Raw genomic sequence first — 24,822 nt, forward strand, 5'->3', positions numbered from 1 at the left:
ACCCGCAACAAGCTCAAGACCGTCTCCACCGCAACGGTGGCGACCGCGCTGTTCAAGCGCGGCTTCCGCATCCAGATGATCCAGGATGTGCATCCGCTCGGCCCGGATCAGCCGGTGCTGGTCGGCGAAGCCTTCACGCTGCGCTACATGCCGGCGCGCGAAGACCTCAACAAGATCGAGGTGTTTCGCGATCGCGCGCATCCGCAGCGCAAGGCGGTGGAGGATTGTCCGCCCGGCGCCGTGCTGGTGATGGATAGCCGGAAAGACGCGCGCGCGGCATCCGCCGGCGCCATCCTCGTCACGCGGCTGATGAAGCGCGGCGTCGCCGGCGTGATCACCGACGGCGGCTTTCGCGATTCCGCCGAGATCGCCAAGCTCGGCTTTCCCGCCTATCATCACCGCCCGAGCGCCCCGACCAACCTGACGCTGCATCAGGCGATCGAGATCAACGTGCCGATCGGCTGCGGCGATGCGCCGGTGTTTCCCGGCGACGTCATTCTCGGCGACAGCGACGGCGTGATCGTGATCCCGGCACATCTGGCGGATGAGATCGCCAATGAAGCGGTCGAGATGACGGCGTTCGAGGATTTCGTCACCGAACAGGTGCAGAGAGGCAAATCGATCCTCGGGCTCTATCCGGCAACCGACGAGCAGACCTCGGTCGATTTCGCCGCGTGGCGAAGGGAGAAGGGAAGGTAGCGTTCTCGTCTCGTTTCCCCGAACGCAACGCATCGTTTCACGATGCGCCGCGTCCGGGACACGAAGGCAAATTAAACCTCCCCCTCCGCCAGCCCCACCGTCCATAGCGCAAACGCGTAAGCGATCGCGACTTCGTCGAGCCGGTTGAAGCGGCCGGAGGCGCCGCCGTGGCCCGCGCCCATGTTGGTGCGCAACAGGACCGGTCCGCCGCCGGTCATGGTCGCGCGCAGCCGCGCCACCCATTTTGCGGGCTCCCAGTAGGTGACGCGCGGATCGGTGAGACCGCCCATCGCGAGAATCGCCGGATAGTTCTTCGCGGCGATGTTGTCGTATGGCGAATACGACAGGATGGTCTTGAAGTCGGTCGCGCTCTCGGTCGGGTTGCCCCATTCCGGCCATTCCGGCGGGGTCAGCGGCAGATCGAGATCGAGCATGGTGTTGAGCACGTCGACAAACGGCACTTCGGCGATGATGCCGGCGAACAATTCGCCGGCGCGGTTGGCGACCGCGCCCATCAACATGCCGCCGGCGCTGCCGCCGTGGCCGACGATGCGTTTGGCGGAAGTGTAGTTTTCCGCGATCAGCGCGCGGGCAGAAGCGACGAAATCGTCAAAGGTGTTGGTCTTCTTGGCGCGCTTGCCGTCGAGATACCAGCCCCAGCCCTTGTCGGCGCCGCCGCGGATATGTGCGATCGCATAGACAAAGCCGCGATCGACCAACGACAGGCGGTTGGCGGAAAACGAGGCCGGCATCGCCATGCCGTAGGAGCCGTAGCCATAGAGCAGAAGCGGCGCGGCGCCGTCGCGCTTCAAGTCGCGGCGATGCAGGATCGAGACCGGCACCTCGGCGCCATCATGCGATCTCGCCATGATGCGGGTGGTAACGTAATCGGCCGGGTTGTGGCCCGACGGAATCTCCTGGCGCTTGCGCAAGACGCGCGTCCGCTTCGCCATGTCGTAATCATAGACCTCGCTCGGCGTCGTCATCGACGAATAGGAGAAGCGCAGGTTCGTGGTTTCGAACTCGTAAGAGCCGTGGGTGTCGAGCGAGTAGGCGGCCTCGTCAAAGGCAATGGCGTGTTCGCTGCCGTTCTCGAGATCGCGGATCACGATCGCAGGCAGCGCATTGGCGCGCTCCAGCCGCACCATGTGGCCAGCATACAATTCGACGTCGAGCACATAGATGCCTTCACGATAGGGAATGAGGTCGCGCCAGTTCGCGCGCTCCGGCGCGTTGAGCGGCGCGGTCATGATCTTGAAGTCGATGGCGCCGTCGACATTGGTGAGGATGAATAGCTGATCACCACGGTCGTTGACCGAGTACTGCACGCCGACCTCGCGCGCGGCCACCAGCCGCGGCACGGCCTTGGGGTCGGCAAGGTCGATCAGGCGCTGCTCGGATGTATCGTGGTCGCCGCCGGCGATCACGCAATAGCGGCCGGTCGAGCTTTCATGAATGTGCGTGAACCAGCCGGCATCCGGTTCCTCGTAGACGAGGAGATCGTCGGCTTGCGACGTGCCAAGGCGATGCCGCCAGACCTGTAGCGGCCGGTGGTTTTCATCGAGCTTGACATAGAAGAAAGCGGTGGAATCCGCATTCCACACCACGCCGCCTTCGGTTTCCTCGACGAGGTCGTCGAAATCTTTCTTGGTCGTCCAGTCGCGTACCCGGATCGAAAAATATTCCGAACCCTTGGTGTCGGCACTCCAGGCTTGCAGCCGGTGGTCGGGCGAATGCCGCGCGCCGCCGAACTTGAAATATTCGTGGGATGCGGCGAGCTCGTCGCCGTCGAGCACGATCTCGATCTCGCCGCCTTCCCGCGGCATGCGTCCATATAACTGATGCTGTCCGCCTTCGCGGAACTTGCTCAGGTAGGCATAGGGGCCGTCGGCCGCGGGCACGCTGGAATCGTCTTCCTTGATGCGGCCGCGCATCTCCTTGATCAGCTTTTTCTGCAGCGCGGAAGTCGGGCCGAGCAGGCTGTCGGTATAGGCATTCTCCGCCTCGAGATATCCGCGGATCTCCGGATTCAGAATCGAAGGATCGCGCAGCACGTCCTGCCAGTTTTCATCCTTGAGCCACGCATAGTCGTCGATGATCGTGATGCCGTGGGTGGTGACGGAATGCGGGCGGCGAGGCGCGATCGGCGGCGTCAGCGGGTTCTTTTGGTCCATCGTTTCTCACTTCGCGGGTTGAAGGGCAGGGGACATATCGGGTCGGCGCGGCCGGATTGCCAGATGCCGCTGTCGCGTCAAGCAGTCTACCTCGTCGTTCCGGGATGCGCCTTTGCGATAAACAGCGAAGCTGTTTGCGCAGAAGGCGCAGACCCGGAATCCATTTCTCCAAGCATTCGTGCGGCGACATCGATTCCGGGTTCGCTTGCGCAGCGCAAAATTGAAATCAATTTTGTCGCGGGCTCGCGCCCCCGGAATGACAGCCCGCTCCTTGTTGACCACCGGCTTGTATGGTTAGGCTAGCATTCCAATGCTTTTCAACTCCTATCCATTCATTTTCGTCTTTTTGCCCGTCGCTCTCGCGGGCTATTTCGCGGCCAACCGCCTTGGCGCAACGGCGCCGGTGATATGGCTGGCGCTGGCCTCAGTGGTTTTTTATTCGTTCAGCAATTGGCCGTTTGTGGCCCTGTTGCTTTCCTCGATCGCCTTCAATTATTGCATTGGCTGGTTGTTGATTTCGCGAAATCTCCGCGAGAGGCCGCGCTTTGCCGTCTTGACCATAGGTGTGGCCGGCGACCTCCTGGCGCTTGGCGTGTTCAAATATGCGGGCTTTGTCGTCGCCAATGTCAACGCGGTGTTCGGCGCGTCCATCGTCGTCAACATCGTGCTTCCGGTCGGCATCTCGTTTTATACCTTCACCCAGATCGCGTTTCTGGTCGACGCCTATCGCGGCAAGGTGGCGCGCTATGGGCTGCCGCATTACGCGCTGTTCGTGACCTATTTTCCGCATTTGATCGCCGGACCCATCCTGCATCACGGCGACATGATCCCGCAGTTCGAATCCGCCGATTCGAAACGGCCGAACCCGCGCCTGATCCTGTATGGCCTGATCATCTTCGCCATCGGGCTGTGCAAGAAGACCGTGCTTGCCGATGGCATTCAGCCGCTGGTGGCGCTGGCTTTTCATCAGGCCTCGCCCTCGTTCGATCAGGCCTGGATCGGCGCGCTGGCCTACACCTTTCAGCTCTATTTCGATTTCTCCGGCTATTCCGACATGGCGATCGGAATCTCCCTGATGTTCGGCATCTTTCTGCCGCTGAATTTCAACTCACCCTACAAGGCGACGAATATCATCGAGTTTTGGCGGCGCTGGCACATGACGCTGTCGCAGTTCCTGCGCGACTATCTCTACATTTCACTCGGCGGCAACCGGCACGGTTCCGTGCTGCGCTATCTCAACCTGATGGTCACGATGCTCCTCGGCGGGTTGTGGCACGGCGCGGCCTGGACCTTCGTGGTCTGGGGCGCGCTGCATGGCCTTTATCTTTGTCTCAACCATGCCTGGATCAATTACGGGCCCCCGATCCCTGAGCCGCTGAAGCGCCCAGCCGGAATCGCCGCATTCATCCTGACGTTTCTCGCGGTCGTCGTCGCCTGGGTGTTCTTTCGCGCCGATAGTCTCGCCTCGGCGCTGTCGGTGCTGTCGCGGATGGCCGATCCGTCTCAGATTGTGTTTGGCCGCACCGAGATGATCCAAAGCCTGATGGTTGCGATCTATGCCGCGCTGGCGTGGTTCGCGCCGAACACGCAAGCGATCGTGGGCTACGACCACAAGAACAGATCGGTCGGCGAGAGCCTTGCATTCAACATCCGGCCGCTCCTGCTCTATGGCGGCGCGGCGGCATTTGCCTTCGGCGTGCTCGGCATCCAGCAACACAGCGAATTCATCTATTTCAGGTTCTGATGGACCAGCCGGCCAAAGATATCATTCGTCTTCTGAGCGTGAGCCTGCTGATCATGCTGGCGGCCGCGGCGATCAATTTTGTCGTCGATCCCCTGCAGCTGTTGCGCACCTCGCGGCTTTTCACGCCGATGTATTCGCAGGACAGCCGCATGCAGAACGCCGGGCTGATCAGGAGCCAGTCGTTCGACACGGCATTTATGGGAACGTCGCTCGCGATCCATTTTCATCAACGCGACATCGACCGAGTCCTTGGCGTGAAATCGCTCAAGCTTGCGATGACAGGCTCCAGCTCGCGCGAGCAGGTTTTCGTGCTCGCGGCGGCGATGGCGCGGAAGCCAAATCGCGTGATCTGGGAAATCGACGACTGGATCTTTCACGATGCGCCCGAGATCGACGCCGACGCAAACCTGCCGGCAGATCTCTATCGTGGCAATATCAAAGGCTTTGCCGCCTACCTTTTCGATGGCGCGATGGCGAAGGAGGCGGCATGGATCGCGGCACGATCGGTTCCGCGGCTCGAACGGGTCTTGGCGCCGCTGACGAACGAAGCGCTGTTCAAGTTCTGGCTTCGCAGCGTCGATGACATCAACGCGTTACAGCCAGGCGAAGATGTCGGCGCACTCTACAATGCGGGGCGCGCGATATCGGCCTACCGCTACATCACCGATCCCCTGCGCAGCAAATATCTGCGCGACGATACCGATTACGACATGAAGGTGCGGGTGTTCGAGCGCGACGCGATTCCCTTGATCCGTGCCCATCCTGAAGTCACCTTCGACATCTATCTGCCGCCTTACTCGGTCCTGCAATGGGTCGCACTGCGCGAGACCTCGCCGGACACCCTGAAAAGCGTCTACGCGTTTTCGGCGCTCTTCTGCCGCCGCATGATGGAGTTTCCGAACGTGCGGTTGTTCGATTTTCGCGGCGTAAAGGACGTCACCCACGATCTGAACAACTATTCCGACGTGATCCATCATTCGCCCGCGATCGATCTTAAAGTGCTGGCGTGGCTCGCGGAAGGCAAATATCGCGTCGACGCCGTGGAGCCGACGAAATACCTCGACCAGCTAAAGGCGCAGGTCGAGGCGTATCGGTTGGAGACGACATCTCACTAGGGCCGCGACACGACAACATTGTTGGCCGGTCGGCCGGCGGTGGCCGGCGACGGCGCCGACCAGGAACGATATAGGCCCCTGGCGTATATATGCTTCGGTGCGAACGTCAGGAGAAGAGAATGAAACTTCCGCGACGCGCTGTGCTGACGGGCGGACTGATGAGCTTGGGGTGGACGTCAATGCGTGGCCTGGCGGCGGCGTCTAATTCGCCAACAAGGTTCGTTTTCCATGTCTCCAGTACACCGTATGGCCTGCTGGACTGGCTGCGAGATCGGGGTTACGCCCGCATCACGGCTGAACTGGAGAAACGCGGCTTTCCGTCGATGCTCGTGCACAGCTCTGTACGAGGTTCCGACACGCCCAATGGGGACCGTGCGTCAGCTGTTGTCAAAGCGCTTCAGAACATCACCGACGACGTCGTGATTGTTGGAGTATCCAACGAAGGGAACTTCCTGCCGCTGGTTGCAGCGGCGCGGCCCATCAGGCGGCTCGTCTATATCAACGCATGCATTCCGCGTCCCGGAAGGCCGTTCATCGAAGTCTGCCAAACGGAGCAGGTCGCCGTCCCGGGAAGTTATCTCGACAAGCTCCTCAAAGCGTCGCAGAGCATTACGGATGATTTTCTAAAACTCATCGACGATCCTGCCGCGACCAAGGCGCAGCTCAAAGCAATGCAAGAACGCATCGACGCCTCGTCATCGGCTCACACCATGGTCGGCTTCTACGAAATCTGTCCGCTCAAAGCGCTGCCGAGGGTCGACACAGTGTGCGTCTCGGGCTCGGCCGACGACCAGATTCGGCCGCAGTGGGAGCAGTCGGCAGCGCGGCGTGACTTGGGCGTCGAGCCGGTGGTCATTTCCGGCGGTGGTCATGCGGATATCTACACGAAATATCCGGCCGATCTTGCGGACGCATGTGTCAGAGGTCTTTAACGGCGCCTGCTGCCCCGCCGGAGGTCGCGATCAGGCCGAGCCGGACGCAATAGTGTGTGACTTAATTCCGCAAGCGCGCGCCGGCGTTGCCGCCGAGCCCCGGGAAACGGTTGACGGCCAGCACCACCGTAAAAGTAATCACCAGCATGGCGATGCCGAGCACCGAAATCGCGGCGAGGTCGCCGCTTTCGTTGAGGTCGTAGATCAGGACGCTGATCACTTTGGTTTGCGAGGTGAACAAAACGATCGCCGCCGAAAGTTCGCGCATCACGCCGATGAAGATAAAACACCAGGTGGCGATAACGCCGGTGCGCAGCAGCGGCGCGGTGATCCTGGCCAGCGATTGCAGCCGCGTTGCGCCGAGAATGCGGCTCGCTTCCTCAAGCTCGGGATGCACGGTGGCGAACGCCGCCTGCAATTGCTGATAGGCCGACGGCAGGTTGATGGTCAAAAACGCGATCAGGAGAATCCAGAGCGTGCCGTAGAGCACGAAAGGCGGGCGCGTGTAGCTGAGGAACAGGCCGACGCCAAGCACGATGCCGGGAACGGCGACCGGCGCGGTGGCGAGAAAGCCGAGAATGCGATGACCGGCGATCACCTTGCGCGTTGTGACGTAGGCAATCAAGAGTGCCAGCAGGGTGCCGAGTGTCGCGGTCGCGGTGCCGAGGATGACGGTGTTCTTCAATGCCAATTGGGTCGACGACAACTCGGTGAACACGAAGACGATGTTGTGCAGCGTGAAGGTCGACGGTGTCACCAGCGTGGTCGCGTTCGGCGAAAACGCCGCATTGAACAGCGCGAAATACGGCAGGAAAACCGGGTTGAGCAGCATCAGGAGGCAGAAGGCGAGCGCAGCCCAGCGCCACTTCTTCATCTCGACGCGGCGCGGCGCGCCGTATTTGCCGCCCAGCACCGAAAAGCCGCGCCGGCCGAGCAGAAATTTCTGTCCCTGTAGCAGCAGGATGGTCAGGATCAACAGCGGCACCGCGGCCGCCGCCGCAAGCTCGAGCTTCGGCGGATATTGGAACAGGCTCCAGATTTTGGTGGTCATGGTGTGAAAGCCGGCCGGCAGCGCCAAAATGGCGGGCGAGCCGAACAACGTCATCGCCTGCAGGAAGGCGATCAGCGCGCCGGCAACGATGGCGGGCAGCGCCAGCGGGATCGTGACCCGCCGCGCGGTGGTCCAGGCCTTGCCGCCGAGAATGGCGGAGGCGTCTTCGAGTTCGCCGGGCATGTTGTCGAGCGCGTTCGCCACCAGCACGAAAACAAACGGAAACGTGTAGCAGGAGATCACAAAGATGATCCCGGGCAGCGAATAGATGTCGAACAGATGCTCGTCGCTCTCGGCGCCCGTGACAAAACGAAAAAGCTGGTTGAGCAAGCCGCTGTTCGGCGCGGCCAGGAGCTCCCAGGCCACCGCGCCGAGAAAGGGCGGCGTCACGAACGAGGCGGTGACCAGCGCACGAATGATTTGCCGGCCGGGCATATCCGTGCGCGATACCAGCCATCCCATGGGCGCGGCGATCAGGCAGCAGATGATGGCCGAGCTGGTCGCGATGATCGCGGTCGTCACCAGGGGATCGAGGAAATCGGGATCGGTGAACAGCGTGACGAAATTCTGCAAGGTCAGGTGGCTGGTCTTGTCGGTGAAGCTGTAGATCAAAAGCCACGACATCGGCAGTGCGATCAGCACGATCATGATCGCCGCGAACAGCCACAGCACCGGCTTGGTGAAGTCGATCTTGGTTTTGGGAGCGGTGTCTTGCTGAAGGACTGTCACGTGTGTGCCCGTCTACATTGAGTTGTCGTCATTCCGGGGCGCGATTGAAACGAGCGAACCCGGAATCCATCGATCGGCACATAAGGTGGATAAATGGATTCCGGGTCCGGTCCTTCGGACCATCCCGGAATGACGATCGGTTGGTTTGGAGCATGGCTACACCCTGAACAGCCGCGCATAGCGCGTCTTGATTTCGTCGGTCATCTTCTCGACGCCGTCAGCGTCTTCCTTCATCAGCTTGATATCGGAAATCTTGCGGCGGCCCGGCTTTGGCGTCACCTGCGGGTGCGCCGAATATTGTGCCGTATAGTCGGTGAAGAATTGCTGGGTCTGCCGCGTATGGAGCCAGGCCTGGAACAGCCGCGCGGCATTGGGATGCGGTGCGGCGGCGAAGATCGCGGTCGGGCCTGTGATCGTCGGCGTGCCCTCGGCCGGATAAATCGGCTCGACCGGCTGGCCGGCTTCCTTCAGGAGCACGACACTATATTCGTTGCCGTCCGCCATGATCGCGCGCTCGCCGAGCGAAAGTTTTTTCGGCGGATCGGTCGACGACTGAACCTGCATCACGCGCTGCTTTGAGAGTTTTTCGAGATAGCTCCAGCCGAGTTCGCGCACGATCTGGAACGTCGCGGTCATGATGGTGCCGCTATAGGCGGGATGTCCCTTCACCATCTTGCCCGCCCATCGGGGATCAAGCAGGTCGGCGAAGCTCGCGGGCGCATCGGCCGGCTTGACGAGGTCGGTGTTGCAGGCGATCGACGACAGCCAGATCCGCGAGATCGCAAAGGTGCCGTCGGCGTCACGGTATTCGCCTGGAAAATATTTCGCGACGTCTTCCGGAACGAACGGCGCCAGCCAGCCGCTTCGTTTCCATGAAATGACGTGAGACGCATCGGCCGTGGTGATCAGGTCGGCGGCATGGATGTTGGAGGCGTATTCCTGACCGACGCGCTGAAACAGCCGCTCCGAGCCGGAGCGCTCGATCTGGACCTCGATGCCTTGATACCGCGCCTGGAAGGCGTTGCCGAGCTTTTCGCCGACCGGCAGGTCCATCGCCGAATACAACACGACCTTGCCTTCGCGCGTGGCGGCATCGATCAGCTGCGGCGTGATTGCGACCGGCTCGGGCGCTTGCGCCTTCAGCGGCGAGGCGAACAGCGTCAAGCCGAGCGCCGCCGACCCCTTGATCGCCTCGCGTCTTGAGAGTTTGCGCCGCGTCATGTCAAATCCATTCCACTACCGCAGCAGGGCGCGGCAGCGCTCGGCCGGTAAGGTCAGCCAGACCTCGGTGCCCGGGGAAAAAGCGACCTGCGGCGAGGTGACCGCGCGCAACGTGGTGCCGTCGGAGGTTTCGACCATATAGTCGCGGTTGGCGCCGAGAAACACCTGCCGCGTCACCCTGGCCTTCACGGTATTGTCGCTCGTTTGCGGCGCGCTGGTCGAAAGCTCAATGTCGTGCTGGCGGATCGCAACCGCGGCATCCTGGCCCGCGGTCAGCTTCGCGCCGACCACGCGCAAGGTCGCGCCGGAAAACGAAATATGGTTTTCGTCGCGCGCCGTGCCCTTGATGACGTTGCTCGAGCCGATGAAGCGGGCAACGAATTCCGATTGCGGGCGATCGTAGATATCCTCCGGCGTGCCGAGTTGATCGATCTTGCCGCCGCTCATGACTGCAATGAGGTCGGCCGTGGTCATGGCTTCGGACTGGTCGTGGGTGACGTAGACGGTGGTGTAGCGATACTCGTCATGCAGCCTGCGAATTTCGAAGCGCATCTCCTCGCGCAAGTTGGCGTCGAGGTTGGAGAGCGGCTCGTCGAGCAGCAGCGTCTCGGGTTCGACCACGAGCGCGCGCGCCAACGCCACGCGCTGCTGCTGGCCACCCGACAATTCGCCGGGATAGCGCTCGGCCAATGGCTCGAGCTTGGTGGTCTGCAGGATCGTCTTCAGCTTCTTGCCGATGGTGTCGCGGTCCATCTTGCGCAGGCGCAGCCCGTAAACGATGTTCTCGGCGACCGTCATATGCGGCCACAGCGCGTAGCTCTGGAAGATCATCGACATCTTGCGCTGCTCGGGCGGCAGCGTGCGCGCCGCCGACGAGACCAGGCGATCGCCGACGCGGATCTCGCCCGAGGTCGGCTCGAGAAAGCCGGCGATCAGCCGCAGCGTCGTGGTCTTGCCGCAGCCGGAGGGGCCGAGCAGGCAGATCAGTTGCCCGTGGTCGATCCGCAATGCGACGCGATCAACGACCGTCAGCGAGCCAAACTGCTTGGTGAGGTCGCGCAATTCAACCGACGCCAAATCGCTTCACTCCCGTGCTTTCGCGCATTCCGCCGTAACCGATCGGCGCCTTTTGGGGCAACCCGATCATGACCAAGACGGACCCGTTTTACGGAAGCGCACTTATTTATCGTCAGATCAATATAAGCACGAATGCAGGGCGGCCGGGAAGCCGCCCTTGCTGAGATATCAGGCCGGCACGTTTTCGCCGAGCCAGTTGACGGCCGCCTCGATGCCGCCTTTGCCGTGGGGAATGCCGAGTGCTTGCAGCGCCACCTCGACGACCCCGAGCGTCCCCAGGATCATCGGCGCGTTGACGTGGCCCATATGGGCGATCCGGAACGCCTGTCCGGCCAGGTCGCCGATGCCGGTGCCCAGCACCACGCCGCATTTTTCCTTGCAGTAGCGCTGAAGATCGGCCGGCTTGTGGCTGCCGCCCATCAGCACGGTCGTGACGGTGTTCGAGCGCTCACCGGCCTCGGAGATGTTGAAGTTGAGCACTTGTCCCTCGGACCAGGCCGACACCGCACGACGCACCGCTTCGGCAAGCAACCGATGACGCAGGAAGGCATTTTCGAGCCCTTCCTCGTTGATCATGTCGATGGCCTTGCGGAGTGCGAACAGCAGGTGAACCGGAGCGGTGCCGCCATAGATCCGGTAATTTTCTGCCTTGTCGCGCTCTGACCAATCCCAGTAGGGCGTGCGCATGTTGGCCCTCTTGTGCGCCTCACGCGCGCGGTCATTGATGGCGCAAAAGCCCAATCCCGGCGGCGTCATCAGGCCTTTCTGCGAACCGCACATCGCGACGTCGACGCCCCATGCGTCCATCTCGAACGGCATGCAACCGAGCGAAGCGACGGTGTCGACCAGATAGAGCGCGGGATGACCGGCCGCCTTGATGGCCTTGCCGATTGCTTCGATATCGTTGACCGCGCCCGAGGCGGTGTCGATCTGAACCACCAGGATCGCCTTGATCTTGTGGTCCTTGTCCTTGCGCAGCCGCTCTTCGACGTCAGCGACGCGAACCGCGCGGCGCCAGTCGCCCTTGAGCACCTCGACCTCGGCGCCCATCGCCTCCGCCGCGGCGCCCCAGTTGATCGCAAACCGTCCGCTCTCGAGCACCAGAATCTTGTCGCCGCGCGACAGCACATTGCTGAGCACGGCCTCCCAGGCGCCATGGCCGTTGGCGATGTAGATGTAGGATTTGCCCTTGGTGGCGAACAGGCTGGAGAGGTCGCGCAAGAGCCCCTGGGTCAGATGCACCATCTCCTCGGAATAGATGTCGAGCGCTGGACGGTGCATCGCCTGAAGCACCTCGTCGGGCATGGTGGTGGGTCCGGGGATCGCCAGGAATTCCCGGCCGGCGCGAACGGCCATTTTCGTTGTTCCTCTGGTTGGTAGTCAGTCATCAAGGGATGCAGGGGAATGGCCGGAAATTCAAGCGCCGATGGGATGATATTCGGGTGAGGCTGTCATGCGAACCACCGCGTTTTCGCGCGAAGGGCAGTCGGTCGCGTGAAGAAAACGCGCCAAAACAGAAATTTAGAGCCCCGGTCCTGATTTCGTCAAAGCCGGACGGCTTCTCGTCATTTTGTCAGCGTATCGGCGACCGCGTGCCAGATCTGATCCTTGATCTCGGTCGCCAGCGGGCTTGCGATGATGTCCACCGGCGTTGTTCGCTTTTGGCACGCGATCACCAGGCGCAGGATCCACACCTCGCCGTCGGTGAAATAGGAATCGCCGCCGCCGTTTCGCCCGGTCAGCGTCACGCCGACACCCGTCACCTGATATTTGGCATCCACTACCTGCGCCGTCTCGAGGTCGGAGGCGAGCAGGGCGCGTTCGACATCGATGTCGGGCGAGATGTGATGGGTGATGGCGCCGGTGTAATGGCTGACGCCGACGCCGCGGTCGAAAGTGACGGAGCCGAGCCACACCGGGCGTTTTTCCTCGCCCTGGTCCAGCACCTTCCAGAACCGCACATGATGACGACGATCGGCGCTTTCGCCGACCGGCTTCTCGAAGGCGAGATCTTCCGCGCGATCGAGATAATATAAAGGGCTGACGGGCGCATGGACGTAGGGCCGGTCGAGCAGCACGCTGCCGATGATCTCGACCGAGGTCCGCGCCGTCACCGGATCGGCGGGATACCAACCCGCCGCCCGCATCGCGCACAGCACATCGAGCTTGTCGCCGATCAGGCCGACATTGATGGGGTCGCCCGGAATTCCTTGCGCGGTGCGCGTCACCATCGGCAGATCGGCCAGCTTGCGCTGGTGCTCGTAGTGGCTCCACAGCATCGGCAGTGCCTGATAGGCCAGCGCCGTATAGGCCAGCACCAGCGCCAGCATCGCGAGCAGGAACTGCTCCAGCCGTCCATGCGGATGGTGCGCGGGCAGGATGCCGCGAAAGTTGTCAGGGGAGTTGGTCACGGCCTCTCCATCCGTGAGCAGCGAATAGCGAGTGGCGAATAGCGAATGGGAACGCCCCTACTCGCTACTCCTTATTCGCTATTCGCCAAGCTACCGTCGCGTCTCACGGCAGCCGGCAGCTTCGGCCTCCTCGACCGAGCAGAACCAGCGCGTGCCCTTGCTGATCTTCATTTCGATGCGGGCGTACCAGCGGCTGGTCGGCTTGTGATAGATGCACTCGCCGGCGCTGTTGACATTGCCCTTGATGGTGCAGTCGGGCGAAGGCGCGACTGGCCCCGAGGCCGAGGCCAGCAGGATCGCATGCGCGCTTTCCGGCGGCTTGGTGGCGCCGAGGATCGGCGTCTTCTTGTTGCGGACGCGCCAGTCCCAGGGCGCGATGAACGCGCCTTGCCACATCCCGGCCTTGGCGTCGCGCGCGGCTTTCTCGTCTTCATCATAGTCGTGCGAGACCCGCGCATAGGCCAGCGCCCAGCCGCTGCGCACCATCCATTTCTGGATGTCCTCGCCGTCGACCTCGCATCGCGCCAGGAGCCGCCCGCGGCGGTCGTGGGTCTGGCCGGCATGGCAGGTCCAGGTCTTGGTGTCGGTGTGCTTGATCAGTTCGTCGCGGGCGGCGACCCCGCAGGTCCAGCGCTCGCCTTTATTGTTGAGACAGAGCTGGTCGACCGAGGGTGCGTCGATGCCGCCGAGCCGAATCCGGGTGTTGCCGATCGCCACCACGTCGCCCTCGCGGACCTTGGCGGCGCCGGTGATGTCGGTGGCCTGCGCCGTCGCGGGAAGCATCAGTGCGAACGCGGCGAACAGGAATTTCAGGTTCATGTGAAAAGGGCCCGTTCAAATATGCAATGGGTGCTTGTCGGATTGTGGTGCGGATTTGGCCGGAGCGCTAGCGGATTTCTTCCGCCGGTCTCACGCCCGCTTCAGCGCCGCGCGCGCCAGTGTCAGTCCCATCAGCACAAAGGCTGATGTCGCCTCGGGTCCGCCGACCAGAATGCGGGTCGGCGTCTTCATCTTGTTCCATTCATAGGCCTTGAACGGCCCGTGCCGGCCGCCTTCGCCGAGCTGGCTGACGATGCAGTGCAAGGCCGGTGCAAACGTGGCGGTCTCGGCGCCGAGATGACCGAGCGCGATCAGCGCCAGCGCCGCGTCGAACGGGTTCATCTCGTGGGTGATCAACTCGTCGCGTACATAAGCGAGCACCCGCGTCCGAATGAACGCGAACGCGCCGTCGGGATCGATCGCTGCGCGCGCTTCCGCCGGCAACGCGGCGAAGGCGGCGTAACAGCGGCCAAAATAGGCGCAGTAAAGTTCCGGCAGGTAATAGATGTGCGAGCGCGGCTCGGCGAAGGCGCCGCTTGCGACCAGATTCTTCTGAAAGCGGATAATGCCGCGGAGTAGCTCGAGCCGCGCCGGCGTCTCCAGAATTTTCCAGCGCGCCAGCTTTCGCAACGAGACTTCGAGAACGTCGAGATTGAGCGTCGGATCGAGGTCGTTGCCGTAGGGGCGATCGCCGTTGATATTGTCGATCCAGGTGACGATCGCGCCCTCGTAGTCGATGTGATCGTTGATCGCGACGGTGACCTTGGGCGCGTTGGCCCCAGGCCTCACCTGATAGCCGCGGTAGAAATCGACCAACGGCTGATCGAGCATCGGATCGGTCGAGCCTGCCTGCGTCGCGGCCGAGAAGGCGCAGGCCGTGGTGTCGCAGTCCGGTACGTAAAGGCCGAAGCCGAGCGTCTGCTTGATCCCGGCGAAAAAGCGCGAGAACCGCGGATGCGGATGCGGGGCGATCGCCGTCACCACGTCGAAGGCCTGTCCGTCGGGCCCGGGCACTGTCTCGCGGCTTGGGCCGAGGCAAAAACCGGCCATCGCGGAGATCGCGCGCCGCGCGGCCGCGCTTTCCTCGGGCGATGCCAGTCCGCTCTCGATGAAACCGAGCAGCGACTCGATATAGAACGCGTCGTAATAGGCCGAGCGGTGGCGGATCTGCATCGGCTGCCACATCGGCTCGGCAATACCGCGCCAGGGCGGGTTGATCAGCTCGCGTGCCGGCGAGCGCGCAATGAAGACACGCGCCAGATTGAACAGCAGGGTCGAATTCTTGTAGCCGCGGGCATCGAGCCCGCTCAGCGCCGTCATCAATTCGCGGCCGCCGATGTCGGGATCGCCGATCAGGTTGAAGGCGGCATAGGCCGGGATGAAGCCGTTCCGGCCGAACGCGCGCAGCAAATGCGCGCCGCAAGCGCGGATCACGTGTTCGATGTCGGAAAGCTTTGGCGCGGCCGCGTCCACCCGAAGCGAAGGCGGACGGGGGTGGTGCAGCTTGGCGGTATCGAGCAGCGCCGCGACCGGCTGGCCGATCGCCGCCCAGTCCGGCCGCTCCTCGTCGCGCGCGCGGGTCAGGGCCTGGCGCAACGCATTGAACCTAGAAGGGTCGTTCAGTTCGGCAAGGCCGCTGCGGCGGAGCAAAGCGCGCAGCGCCGGGTTGCCGAGCGCGGTCCGGTAGAATTTGCCAAGGTGCTGGTCGCCGGCCGAGCCACCCGCGAGCACGGGATCGCAGACGTCATAGAGCGAGGGGCCGTCTTTGCGCGCGGTCAGCGTGCGGCAAGCGGCGGCCGCCATGTCATGAAAAGCCATTCAAACCGTCTTTCCGCGCGCCTTTGGCAAGGCGCGTTCTGGGCTGCCCGCGAAAGCGAGATTCGCGAGGGCTTCCTCCCGGATTCCCTGAGCTTCCCGAGCAATGGCACGAAAGATGCAGTGATTTCAAGGGAATGACGCCAACAGGGGTGTTGGAATATGGCATTTTGGCGATGTAAATCACGTAGGAGTCCGGGTGGCGGCGCCCCCCGTTAATGGACAATTAGGGTTGCGGGCGCGTTACGGGACGGGTTAAGGGTTTGTTTGTTGCGACGCCGCAAATTGAGCGCAATTCGACGGCAAACGGCCGTCATTCCCGATAGCGCCGATCTGAAGTCCCGCATGGCAAGCGGCACATTGTTTCGGGGAGTTGCGATCGAGGAGCGGGACTGGAAAATCAATAAGCGACTGGTGTCCCTGGACTTTTCCGAACTTTTCCAAAGCGGAAAGCAGGCATCAGGAAAACCGGATCAGGTGCTGGCGCGACCAAGACCAGCGCGCGATGGATAGTGATTGCGGATGAAAGCAGTGATGAACGTGTTTAGTCGTTTCTCTCGCCTACGCCTCTCCCGACGTTCGCTTGGCCTCGCGGCGGCGCTGGTCGGGACGGTGTCGCTCGCCATCGGCGCCCATGCCGCGCTGAACAAGCGGGCGCTGGATGGCGCGAAGGTGACTGCCGCCGAGCAGATGGACAGCGCCGGCAGCAGGAGTTCGCGGATCGCGCTCGTCATCGGCAACAGCCATTACCCCGACGCCAGCCTGCCGCTGACCCAGCCGGTCAACGACGCCCGGGCGCTGACGGCGGCGTTGCGCCACGAAGGCTTTGACGTCGACGTCATCGAGGATGCCAGCCACGACGACATGACGCGTGCGGTCGCCCGCTTGAAGTCGAAGGTGCGTGCCGATTCCGTCGTCATGCTGTTCTTCGGCGGCTATGGCATTCAGGTCGGCCGCGAGAGCTACATGATCCCGGTCGATGCCGTGATCTGGAAGGAAGCCGACGTGCGCCGCGAGGGTATCAGCGTCGAGGCCGTGCTCGATGCCGCCAAGGAATTCGGCGCCTCCGCCAAGCTCGTGGTGCTGGATGCTTCCCGCCGCAATCCTTACGAGCGGCGCTTCCGCACCTTCTCGCATGGGCTGGCGCCGATCACGCTGCCCGATAACGCGCTGCTGTTGACCTCGACCTCGCCCGGCACCGTGGCCGACGATTCCGCCGGCGAGAATTCGGCGCTGGTGAGCGAACTGCTGACCCATATCGACAGCAAGGCCGATCAGGCCCGCGACGCCGAGGCGATCTTCAACCAGACCCGGGTTGCGATCTCGCGCGCCTCCAATGGCGAACAGGTGCCGGCGGTGTCCTCGACGCTATTGGAAGACATCAGCTTCAACGCGGCACACAAGCCGGACAGCAAGCCGAACTAGCGCGCAGCTTCGCGTCCTTCCCCGTCGTCCCCGCGAAAGCGGGGACCCATAACCACAGGCCTCTATTGTTGAGGCAAGCGCCAGCCATTTTGCCAAATCGAAAGATCACGCGGTATGGGTCCCTGCGTTCGCAGGTACGACAGCGGACCCGGCGCCCCTACTTCGCGTCGGCTGCTTCCGTCACCGGCCGCACCGGATCGCCCTCGCGCAGCAGCGCGCCGGCGCGCGCCACCACGATGTCGCCTTCGGTCAGGCCCTCGCGGATTTCCACCTGGCCGCCCGACATCAGCCCGATCTCCACCCGCTTGGTTTCGATCCGCGCGCGCCGCACCACCTGCACCACCGTGCCGGCCGAGCCATAGAGCACGGCGGTGAGCGGCACCGAAACGCCGCAGCTCTGGCCGGTCTTGATCACGGCGCGGCCGGACGAATTGACGAACAGCTTGCGGTTGGTGGTGATGCTGACGAACACCTGGCCGAGCTGGCTGTTCGGCTCGACCGTCGCCGAGACGCGGCGCACCTTGCCGTCGACTTCGCCGGCGCCGACGATCTTGATCCGCGCCGGCTGATTGACGGCGAGCTTGGCAAGATCCTGCGTCGGCACCAGGCCGACCAAGTCGAATTCGCTGCGCGCGATGATGGAAAACAGCGCCTCCGCCCGCGGCGAGGCCACCGCGCCGATCTGCGCGGTCGAACTCAAGAGCAGTCCCGCCACCGGCGCCGTCACCAGCGTGGTGCCGCCTTCGGGCAGGCTCAAGCGCGCCAGCGGTTGCCCCGCGGTGACGGTGTCGCCGGGGTCGGCGAGAATTTCGGTGACCTTCAGCCCCAGCCGGTCCGGCCGCACCATCGTCTCCTCGCGCGGGATCAGCGTGCCGAACGCCTCGACCAGATTGGGAAAGCAGAATTTCGACGCCTTCAGCACCGTCACCGCCGAGCCCCGCGGCGCGCCGTCGTTGGCCGCGGGATCGTCGGCGGCGAAGGCGGCGGAGGCGAGGGCGAGGCAGACGAGGCAGACCGCCAGTGAGGTGAGCAGGTGACGCGAGGCGGTGTTGGTCATCGGTGGCCCTGTCGGTTGAAGGCCATCGATATCAGATAGCTCTTTTGGGGGCAAAGCGGTGCGCTGTTGACTTGCCCGACGGGCAAATCACTCGCGGTCGTCGCGCTCCTGTCCATCCCCTCCCGCAAAAATATTCCGCTTCGCGATTTGCTAGAAACAGCAATAGACCCGATTCCGTCCCGCCCTGATTAAGAGGGGCGTTTCGCGATCGTCACGGACGTTGGGTGCGGGATGCGGTGGACGCGGAAGTATCGCTAGACGAGCGATGCAAAAGCGGACGGCGAAGTCGTGTGGGCCTGATATCCCGACGCTGATATCCGGTGCAACGCGAAAAGCGTTGTCACCCACGGAGACAACAAAGCCCGGTCTCCGGGGCGAGCACGAAGGAAACCGTTAAAACCATGCGCGTGAGGGAATGCCGGGTGATTTCCGGTTGTCCTCGCGGTGACTTTCTCGCGTGTTCTTTTTTCCACGCGAGGCTGCGGGTGCAACCAGCACCCGGCATTCCCCACACCCTCTGTTGACATGAGGGGGTTTGAGTTTCCAGGCATGCTCCGGGCGCGATCGCGTCGCGGCAAGGCGGAGACGTGTCCCGGCTCGCCCTCGAATGAGGAGGTGTCGCGCGTAAGCAACTTGTCCGCCTTGTTCTCTTGCTGAATATAGCTCTAAAGTTGTGATTGCGATAAGGTAACATATATGGCACCATATGATCCGGATTGAAGAGTATGTCGCCGACGGCATCAGCCCGTTCCGGCGATGGTTTGACGATCTGGATGCGCAGGCCGCAGCGTTCGTAACGACCGCGATCGAGCGGCTGAGTGAAGGTAATACGTCGAACGTGAAATCAATCGGCGAGGGCGCGGCCGAGCTGAAGATCAATCGTGGTCCTGGCTATCGCATCTATTTCGGTTGGGATGGCAAGACAGTGGTGATCCTGCTTGGTGGCGGCACCAAGAGAGGACAACAGAAAGATATTGAGGCGGCGCTGCGCCGCTGGCGCGACTACAAGAAGCGCAAGATCTAGGTAAGGACAAGCAATGCCATTAACCCGGAATTTTCGCGACACGGTGCGGGCACGGGCGGAGCGTGATCCCGCCTTTCGCAAGGCCTTGTTTCAGGAGGCGGTCCAAGCCCTCTTGCAAGGCAATGTCGACGAGGGCCGCACGACGCTGCGCGCTTATATCAACGCGACGATCGGCTTCGAGCGCCTGAGCAAGGTGCTCGGGCGGCCACAGAAGAGCCTGATGCGAATGTTCGGGCCGGACGGCAACCCGACGGCCGAAAACCTGCTCGGTGTTATCAGTGCGTTGCAGGACGAAACCGGCGTACACCTCAAAATCAAGGCCGTCACTGAGGCAGCCTGATTCGCCAGTGTCCAACTTCGTCTTGCCTGCACTGAATTTGCTGCCGCCCATGCGGCCTCAATCCGATGTAAACAACCGAACGCTGTGGTTATGGGTTCCGGATCGGCGCGTGCTGTCGCCCGCTTGTCCGGAACGACGACGAGAGGGGAAATGGCCGCGACGACAATGCGAAGCGGCGATCACTCACCGCCCGAACAGCTGCTTCATGATGTCGTTGATCTGGTTGTTCGGCCGAGCGGAAGGATCGTTGGGTGAGGGGTTCGGTTGATTGCCGCGTCGCGCCGCGTTCAGGCCCTGTTGAATCAAGCCGCCGATCATATCGCTGAGCGAGTTGCCGCCGGCCTGATTATCGGACTTGTTGTCCGCGTTGCCGCCGCCCGAAAGGGAGGCAATATCCGGCGTGAGGCGCGGGTCGTCCCACGGCCCGTCGATCACGACGGGAATGCCGAAGGCGACGGGATCGGACTTGCGGCCCTGACCCTCGGGGGTCATCACAAGTTTCGGGTCGACCCGCAAGCTGAGCGTCTTGGCGCCGATGTCGACCGTGCCGCCGCCGGTCACCTTCACCAGCGGGCCGACCAGATTGAGGTCGGCGGTTGTTGCCTGGCCCTTGTCGAGGCGGAACGAGGCCGAAAGCTGCGAGAGGTCGGTCGATTGTTCGCGGCTCTGCTGCCAGCCCGACAGCGTGCCGGATGTCAGCGCGCGGATCATCTGCGCGACGTTCAGCCCGCGGATCGCGCCGTCCTGGAAGTTGGCGCTCACCGTGCCCGCAAGGTTCGAGAGGATCGCCTGCTGGCTTTGGCCGCTGGAACTGACGTCGATCCTGGCCTGCAGTTTGCCGTCGAGCTTGTCGAAATCGGCGGCGGCGCTCAGAAGCGGCAGCGCGCGCACACCATTGAGATCGCAGCGGAGCGTATAGACGGCGACGTCGCGCGAGACGTCGAGTTCGATACTGCCGCTCGCGGTGCCGCCATAGGCGCCGAGATTGGCGAACGTGCCTTTGAGACGGCCGCTCGCGAGCGAAGCGTCGAGCGCGGCGGGCGAAAAATGCGTGCCGCCAATATTGAGCTCGGCCGCCGACAGGCGCGCCTCGCCGTCGACATAGTTCAGGCCGCTCAGTTCGATCGGGTCATTGCTCCAGGTGCGCTGATCGTTCTGCGGCGTGCTTTGATTGGCGGTGGTGATATCGAGCTGCTTGAAATTGAGGTCGAGCTTGACCTGCGGCTTGCTCGCCAGATCGACCGAGGCCCAGCCGTCGAACGGTCGGTCGCCGATCTTGCCGGAAAGGTCGTTGATCATGACGAGGCTGCCGTTGATGCGAAGCTGCGCCTCGCTCGACAGCGGCGCCTGCAACAGGCCGGGCGCCTCCAGCGAAAACTCGACGGGAACGCTCGCGCGTTCCGCCGATGGGTCCGGCAGCGAGGCCTTGACCGCAAATGTCAGCGGATGATCGCCGGCTCGCGCCTTGCCGGTGAGGTCGAGATGGCGGCTCATATCGATCTCGGCGCGGGCGCTGAGACCGTCGATGCGGTCCTCGACGTGATCGCGCGTATTGAAGAAAATGAGCCTGCCGCTTGTGACCGTGATGCGCTGGATTTTCGGCGGCGCGGCGCTGGTGTCCGCGCCCGGCCGCGCGGCGCGAGCGCTCGCGGCGGCCTGCCGCTGCCGGTGCAGCGGGATGCGAAGATCCGCACCATCGATCACGAGTTCGGTGATCTCGGGATGGCCGGACCAGAGGCTGGAGAGCGTCAGGTCGGCCTGCATACGGCCGATGGTCAGTCGCGCGGCATTGTCGCGGTCGCCGTTGTCGTCGCGGTTGTTTTGCCGCTCAAGCGCGACGTCGCTCATGCTGACGTTGAGCGACGGCCACAGCCCGAGCCTCGTGGCGCCATTCACAGTGAGGCGGTAAGGGGTGGCGCGCGCGATTCCGTCGGCGACGCGCGAGGTCAAGAAGCCGGCCGGCATTCCGACGAGGAGAAGCCCCATCGCGGCAACCACGACCGCTGCGATAACGCCACCAAGGATCTTCAAAGCTCTCATAATCGGTATTCCCGGCTTGTCGGCGCAATCTGGTCGGCGTTGCAATCTGGCCTTCCGACGAAAGCTTATTCGTGGCGTGTCACAGCGCCGTCAAACCGGCGCTCCATAGGCCATAATATGGGACTTATGACACAGTTCCGCGCGATTGACCTCCGCGAGGAGCGTGAACGCGAGCTAAGCGGGCTGGCCGCGGGATGCAAATTCGGGTAATTTCGATTCATGGCTCGCTTGCGCTTCCTCGTGACGGCATTGCTGGTTCTCGCTTTTGCGCTTGGGCCGGGCTGGACGGCCTGCGTCGCTTCCCAGCATGGCCGTTCGGTTTTTCTCGCCTCGCCGGACGCGGCGACCTCGCATCGCAGCCATGACCACCATGCGCACGCGGCGGCCGGTCACATTGTGCTTGCCACGCTTGATGCGGTTCCGGGCAAGGCGCACCAATCCGGCCACGATGACGGTACCTGCCTGAAATGCTGCGCGGGCTGCATCCCGATCAGCATCCTGCCGCCGAGCAATGTCGTCACGGTCCCGACCGGGGCGCGTTCGGTGTTTGCCGCGATCGATGCGCAGGCTCCCGGCCGCATCGTCTTTGTCGATCCCGATATTCCCAAGCGCGTCGCCTGATCCAGAGAAATCCGAAACGCCCCGGAGGGTTCCTTTCGCGGGCATGTTGATATTCATTGGAAAATCAGAGTATGGCGATCACCACAATCACCGCGCGCCTCGCCGCGCTGACGCTCGGCGCATTGGCGCTGCTTATCGTCTCGCATCCAAGTTCGGTAATGGCCGAGGACAGCGACGAGGCGCATCACGCGCAGATGCAGCACGATCACATGGATCATCAGCAGATGAACCATGAACAGATGGACCACGGTCATATGGATCACGGTCATATGGATCATGGCAATGCGCCGCCTGGAAAGAAGGCGAGCAAGCCTTCAAAGCCCGGTCAGAAAAAATCCGCGATGCATTCGATGTCGCACGAGTATGCGCCGCAGATGGATCACATGGATCACGCCGCCGGTCACGCCGGCCACGAGATGAAGGGATTTTTGGGCCCCTACGGGATGGGGCGGGAAGGATCGGGCACGAGCTGGCAGCCCGACACCTCGCCGCACGAAGGCATCCACGCCCAGTACGGGGACTGGATGACGATGTGGCATGCGATGTTCAACGGCGTGTACGACAATCAGGGTGGACCGCGCGGCGACACCAAGACCTTCGTCAGCGGCATGGCGATGGTAATGGCGGAGCGGCAGGTCGATGCCGGGACCATCGGGCTGCGCGCGATGCTGTCGCCCGACCCCTTCATGGGCCCGAGCGGCTATCCGCTGCTGCTCGCCACCGGCGAGACCGCCGATGGCCGCACGCCGCTGGTCGATCGGCAGCATCCGCACGATCTGTTCATGGAATTGGCGGCGAGCTATTCCTACCAGCTTGCCAAGACCTCCAGCGTGTTCCTCTACGCCGGCCTGCCCGGAGATCCCGCGCTCGGTCCATCGGCCTTCATGCACCGGACCAGCGGTCTCGACATTCCGGAAGCGCCGATCACCCATCATTGGCTGGACTCAACGCACATTACCTATGGCGTCGTCACCGCCGGCGTGGTTCTGGACACGGTCAAGCTGGAAACCTCCGCTTTCCGCGGCCGGGAGCCTGACCAGTTTCGCTACGACATCGAGGCACCGAAGCTCGACAGCTACTCGTTCCGCGCCAGCTGGAATCCAATCGCCGAACTCTCGATGCAGGTATCCTGGGGACATCTGACCTCGCCCGAACAGCTCTTGCCCACCGTCAACGAAAATCGGCTCACCGCTTCGCTGTCCTATACCAAGCAGCTCGCGGGCGGCGACATATGGGCGACCACGCTGGCGTGGGGACGAAAATATGAATCTCCCGGCAACGTGCTGGACGGATATCTCGCCGAAAGCGAACTGATCTTCAAGAACGGCGTCACGCTGTTCACGCGCGCCGAACGCCTTCAGAACGACGAGCTGCTGGAGGCCAACGAAGTGATCTTCGGCCCCACGGTGCCGTTGCCTTCGCTGACGCCCCAGCCGGTGTTCACCGTCGGCAAGATCAGCGCGGGCGGCATCTACGATTTTGTCAGGACCGAGCACATGAAATTCGGTCTCGGCGCACTGGTCAGCCGCTACAGCGTCCCGGATGCGCTCAAGGCCGACTATGGCGACCCGACGAGCTATATGGTTTTCGCCCGGCTGAAAATCCAATAGGGCGCGCCGATGCCGAGCTATTCCGCCGCCGGGGAATGCAGCGCTCGTGGTTTGCGGCCGTCGGCCGGCTCGTCGGCCTTGTTTGAGGTGATGAGGCGCTTTGCAAAGCGCCAGATCAGCGCGCCGATATCGTCCATCACCATGAACATCGCCGGCACAAACACCAGCGACAGGACGGTCGAGAAAATCAGGCCCCCGATGACGGCGAGCGCCATCGGCGAGCGGAATTCGCCGCCGGCGCCAAATGCCAGCGCCGAGGGCATCATGCCCGCGGCCATCGCGATCGTGGTCATCACGATGGGACGGGCGCGCTTCATGCCGGCGTCGATGATGGCCTCTTCGCGCGCCTTGCCTGCGCGGATGGATTCCACCGCGAACTCCACCAGCATGATGGCATTCTTGGTGACGATGCCCATCAGCATCAGAATGCCGATCCACACCGGCGTCGTCAGCTGCTTGCCGGTGACAAGCAAGGCGGCAATGGCGCCGCCTATCGACAGCGGCAGCGAGAACAGGATGGTGATCGGTTGCAGGAACGTGCCGAACAGCAGCACCAGCACGGCGTAGACCATCATCAGACCGGCGGTGATGGCGGTGGCAAAGCCCGCGGACAACTCGTTGAGGCTTTCGGCATCGCCCGAGGGGTTGACCCTGACGCCCTTGGGCAGGCTCTTCATCACAGGAAGTTCGTGGATCTTCTTGGTCGCATCGCCGAGCGCCGATGAGCCGACGAGATCGGCGGCGACGGTGGCCTGCCGCTCGCGGTCGTAACGGTTGATGCTGGTCGGCCCCTGGTCGAGCTTGATATCGGCGACCACCGACAGCGGCACGCCGCCGCGCCCGCCGCCGAGCGGCACGCGCAACTGCTCGAGGATATTCAAATCGCCTCGCGCCGCGTCCTCAAGCTGAACCCGGATC

Annotated in this window: 20 protein-coding genes; 9 read left to right on the forward strand and 11 right to left on the reverse strand. The window is 63.0% G+C overall.

Annotated features, from left to right (window positions below):
* The coding region (locus VFL62_RS11425) for a ribonuclease activity regulator RraA (RefSeq protein ID WP_325172485.1) at positions 1 to 699 on the forward strand (699 nt) is incomplete at its 5' end.
* Between the two features lie 71 nt (positions 700 to 770).
* Here the strand turns inward: VFL62_RS11425 and VFL62_RS11430 are convergent.
* On the reverse strand, positions 771 to 2,873 hold the full coding sequence (locus VFL62_RS11430; RefSeq protein ID WP_325172486.1) for a S9 family peptidase: 2,103 nt from the start codon (positions 2,871 to 2,873) through the stop codon (positions 771 to 773).
* A gap of 310 nt (positions 2,874 to 3,183) precedes the next feature.
* Here VFL62_RS11430 and VFL62_RS11435 point away from each other — a divergent pair, with 310 nt between their 5' ends.
* The 3 genes from VFL62_RS11435 (at position 3,184) to VFL62_RS11445 (ending at position 6,664) form a co-directional block, all read left to right on the forward strand.
* Positions 3,184 to 4,617, forward strand: coding sequence for an MBOAT family protein (locus tag VFL62_RS11435; protein ID WP_325172487.1), 1,434 nt, complete (start codon positions 3,184 to 3,186; stop codon positions 4,615 to 4,617).
* Positions 4,617 to 5,732 carry a hypothetical protein gene (locus VFL62_RS11440; RefSeq protein ID WP_325172488.1) on the forward strand — a complete coding sequence of 372 codons (1,116 nt, stop codon included), beginning with the start codon at positions 4,617 to 4,619 and terminating at the stop codon, positions 5,730 to 5,732. The genes VFL62_RS11435 and VFL62_RS11440 overlap by 1 nt, the downstream gene beginning before the upstream one ends.
* Positions 5,733 to 5,851: 119 nt before the next feature.
* Positions 5,852 to 6,664 (forward strand): alpha/beta fold hydrolase, encoded by an 813-nt coding sequence (locus tag VFL62_RS11445; protein WP_325172489.1) that lies wholly within the window; start codon positions 5,852 to 5,854, stop codon positions 6,662 to 6,664.
* Between the two features lie 61 nt (positions 6,665 to 6,725).
* Here the strand turns inward: VFL62_RS11445 and VFL62_RS11450 are convergent, their stop codons facing one another.
* The 7 genes from VFL62_RS11450 to VFL62_RS11480 all read right to left on the reverse strand — a co-directional run bounded on the left by VFL62_RS11450 (position 6,726) and on the right by VFL62_RS11480 (position 15,790).
* Positions 6,726 to 8,444 carry an iron ABC transporter permease gene (locus VFL62_RS11450; RefSeq protein ID WP_325172490.1) on the reverse strand — a complete coding sequence of 573 codons (1,719 nt, stop codon included), beginning with the start codon at positions 8,442 to 8,444 and terminating at the stop codon, positions 6,726 to 6,728.
* 156 nt (positions 8,445 to 8,600) lie between these two features.
* Positions 8,601 to 9,665: an ABC transporter substrate-binding protein gene (locus VFL62_RS11455; RefSeq protein WP_325172491.1), complete on the reverse strand. Its 1,065-nt coding sequence runs from the start codon at positions 9,663 to 9,665 to the stop codon at positions 8,601 to 8,603.
* Between the two features lie 15 nt (positions 9,666 to 9,680).
* A complete protein-coding gene (locus VFL62_RS11460) occupies positions 9,681 to 10,742 on the reverse strand; it encodes an ABC transporter ATP-binding protein (protein ID WP_325172492.1) in 1,062 nt (353 codons plus the stop codon).
* 168 nt (positions 10,743 to 10,910) lie between these two features.
* Positions 10,911 to 12,098 carry a pyridoxal-phosphate-dependent aminotransferase family protein gene (locus VFL62_RS11465; protein WP_325172493.1) on the reverse strand — a complete coding sequence of 396 codons (1,188 nt, stop codon included), beginning with the start codon at positions 12,096 to 12,098 and terminating at the stop codon, positions 10,911 to 10,913.
* Positions 12,099 to 12,307: 209 nt separating this feature from the next.
* Positions 12,308 to 13,072, reverse strand: coding sequence for an LssY C-terminal domain-containing protein (locus VFL62_RS11470; RefSeq protein ID WP_325172504.1), 765 nt, complete (start codon positions 13,070 to 13,072; stop codon positions 12,308 to 12,310).
* A 171-nt stretch (positions 13,073 to 13,243) separates the two neighbouring features.
* The gene (locus VFL62_RS11475) at positions 13,244 to 13,972 is read right to left on the reverse strand and encodes a thermonuclease family protein (protein WP_325172494.1); all 729 of its coding nucleotides are present in this window, start codon (positions 13,970 to 13,972) and stop codon (positions 13,244 to 13,246) included.
* A 90-nt stretch (positions 13,973 to 14,062) separates the two neighbouring features.
* Positions 14,063 to 15,790, reverse strand: a complete 1,728-nt coding sequence (locus VFL62_RS11480) for a hypothetical protein (protein WP_325172495.1) — start codon at positions 15,788 to 15,790, stop codon at positions 14,063 to 14,065.
* Between the two features lie 531 nt (positions 15,791 to 16,321).
* Between VFL62_RS11480 and VFL62_RS11485 the strand changes: the two genes are divergently transcribed.
* Entirely contained in the window at positions 16,322 to 17,212 is an 891-nt protein-coding gene (locus tag VFL62_RS11485; protein WP_325172496.1) for a caspase family protein, read from the forward strand.
* 157 nt (positions 17,213 to 17,369) lie between these two features.
* Here the strand turns inward: VFL62_RS11485 and VFL62_RS11490 are convergent, their stop codons facing one another.
* A complete protein-coding gene (locus VFL62_RS11490) occupies positions 17,370 to 18,269 on the reverse strand; it encodes an efflux RND transporter periplasmic adaptor subunit (protein ID WP_325172497.1) in 900 nt (299 codons plus the stop codon).
* Between the two features lie 709 nt (positions 18,270 to 18,978).
* Between VFL62_RS11490 and VFL62_RS11495 the strand changes: the two genes are divergently transcribed.
* A complete protein-coding gene (locus tag VFL62_RS11495; protein ID WP_414644682.1) occupies positions 18,979 to 19,293 on the forward strand; it encodes a type II toxin-antitoxin system RelE/ParE family toxin in 315 nt (104 codons plus the stop codon).
* Between the two features lie 13 nt (positions 19,294 to 19,306).
* Entirely contained in the window at positions 19,307 to 19,633 is a 327-nt protein-coding gene (locus VFL62_RS11500) for a transcriptional regulator (protein ID WP_325172499.1), read from the forward strand.
* A 183-nt stretch (positions 19,634 to 19,816) separates the two neighbouring features.
* Here the strand turns inward: VFL62_RS11500 and VFL62_RS11505 are convergent, their stop codons facing one another.
* Positions 19,817 to 21,673 carry an AsmA family protein gene (locus tag VFL62_RS11505; protein WP_325172500.1) on the reverse strand — a complete coding sequence of 619 codons (1,857 nt, stop codon included), beginning with the start codon at positions 21,671 to 21,673 and terminating at the stop codon, positions 19,817 to 19,819.
* 219 nt (positions 21,674 to 21,892) lie between these two features.
* Here VFL62_RS11505 and VFL62_RS11510 point away from each other — a divergent pair, with 219 nt between their 5' ends.
* The gene (locus tag VFL62_RS11510) at positions 21,893 to 22,294 is read left to right on the forward strand and encodes a hypothetical protein (RefSeq protein WP_325172501.1); all 402 of its coding nucleotides are present in this window, start codon (positions 21,893 to 21,895) and stop codon (positions 22,292 to 22,294) included.
* 71 nt (positions 22,295 to 22,365) lie between these two features.
* Entirely contained in the window at positions 22,366 to 23,904 is a 1,539-nt protein-coding gene (locus VFL62_RS11515) for a hypothetical protein (protein WP_325172502.1), read from the forward strand.
* Positions 23,905 to 23,921: 17 nt separating this feature from the next.
* On the opposite strand, the gene VFL62_RS11520 is transcribed toward VFL62_RS11515, so the two are convergent.
* The coding region (locus tag VFL62_RS11520) for an efflux RND transporter permease subunit (RefSeq protein WP_325172503.1) at positions 23,922 to 24,822 on the reverse strand (901 nt) is incomplete at its 5' end.

Origin of the sequence: Bradyrhizobium sp. (genome assembly GCF_035701725.1) — a bacterium.
GTDB lineage: Bacteria > Pseudomonadota > Alphaproteobacteria > Rhizobiales > Xanthobacteraceae > Bradyrhizobium.

Coding starts and splice junctions, on each gene's coding strand:
- VFL62_RS11490 (WP_325172497.1), bottom strand. CDS start 18,269: ATGACCAACACCGCCTCGCGTCACCTGCTCACCTCACTGGCGGTCTGC.
- VFL62_RS11445 (WP_325172489.1), top strand. CDS start 5,852: ATGAAACTTCCGCGACGCGCTGTGCTGACGGGCGGACTGATGAGCTTG.
- VFL62_RS11430 (WP_325172486.1), bottom strand. CDS start 2,873: ATGGACCAAAAGAACCCGCTGACGCCGCCGATCGCGCCTCGCCGCCCG.
- VFL62_RS11485 (WP_325172496.1), top strand. CDS start 16,322: ATGAACGTGTTTAGTCGTTTCTCTCGCCTACGCCTCTCCCGACGTTCG.
- VFL62_RS11465 (WP_325172493.1), bottom strand. CDS start 12,098: ATGGCCGTTCGCGCCGGCCGGGAATTCCTGGCGATCCCCGGACCCACC.
- VFL62_RS11505 (WP_325172500.1), bottom strand. CDS start 21,673: ATGAGAGCTTTGAAGATCCTTGGTGGCGTTATCGCAGCGGTCGTGGTT.
- VFL62_RS11470 (WP_325172504.1), bottom strand. CDS start 13,072: ATGCTGGCGCTGGTGCTGGCCTATACGGCGCTGGCCTATCAGGCACTG.
- VFL62_RS11500 (WP_325172499.1), top strand. CDS start 19,307: ATGCCATTAACCCGGAATTTTCGCGACACGGTGCGGGCACGGGCGGAG.
- VFL62_RS11510 (WP_325172501.1), top strand. CDS start 21,893: ATGGCTCGCTTGCGCTTCCTCGTGACGGCATTGCTGGTTCTCGCTTTT.
- VFL62_RS11455 (WP_325172491.1), bottom strand. CDS start 9,665: ATGACGCGGCGCAAACTCTCAAGACGCGAGGCGATCAAGGGGTCGGCG.
- VFL62_RS11440 (WP_325172488.1), top strand. CDS start 4,617: ATGGACCAGCCGGCCAAAGATATCATTCGTCTTCTGAGCGTGAGCCTG.
- VFL62_RS11435 (WP_325172487.1), top strand. CDS start 3,184: ATGCTTTTCAACTCCTATCCATTCATTTTCGTCTTTTTGCCCGTCGCT.
- VFL62_RS11515 (WP_325172502.1), top strand. CDS start 22,366: ATGGCGATCACCACAATCACCGCGCGCCTCGCCGCGCTGACGCTCGGC.
- VFL62_RS11475 (WP_325172494.1), bottom strand. CDS start 13,972: ATGAACCTGAAATTCCTGTTCGCCGCGTTCGCACTGATGCTTCCCGCG.
- VFL62_RS11480 (WP_325172495.1), bottom strand. CDS start 15,790: ATGGCTTTTCATGACATGGCGGCCGCCGCTTGCCGCACGCTGACCGCG.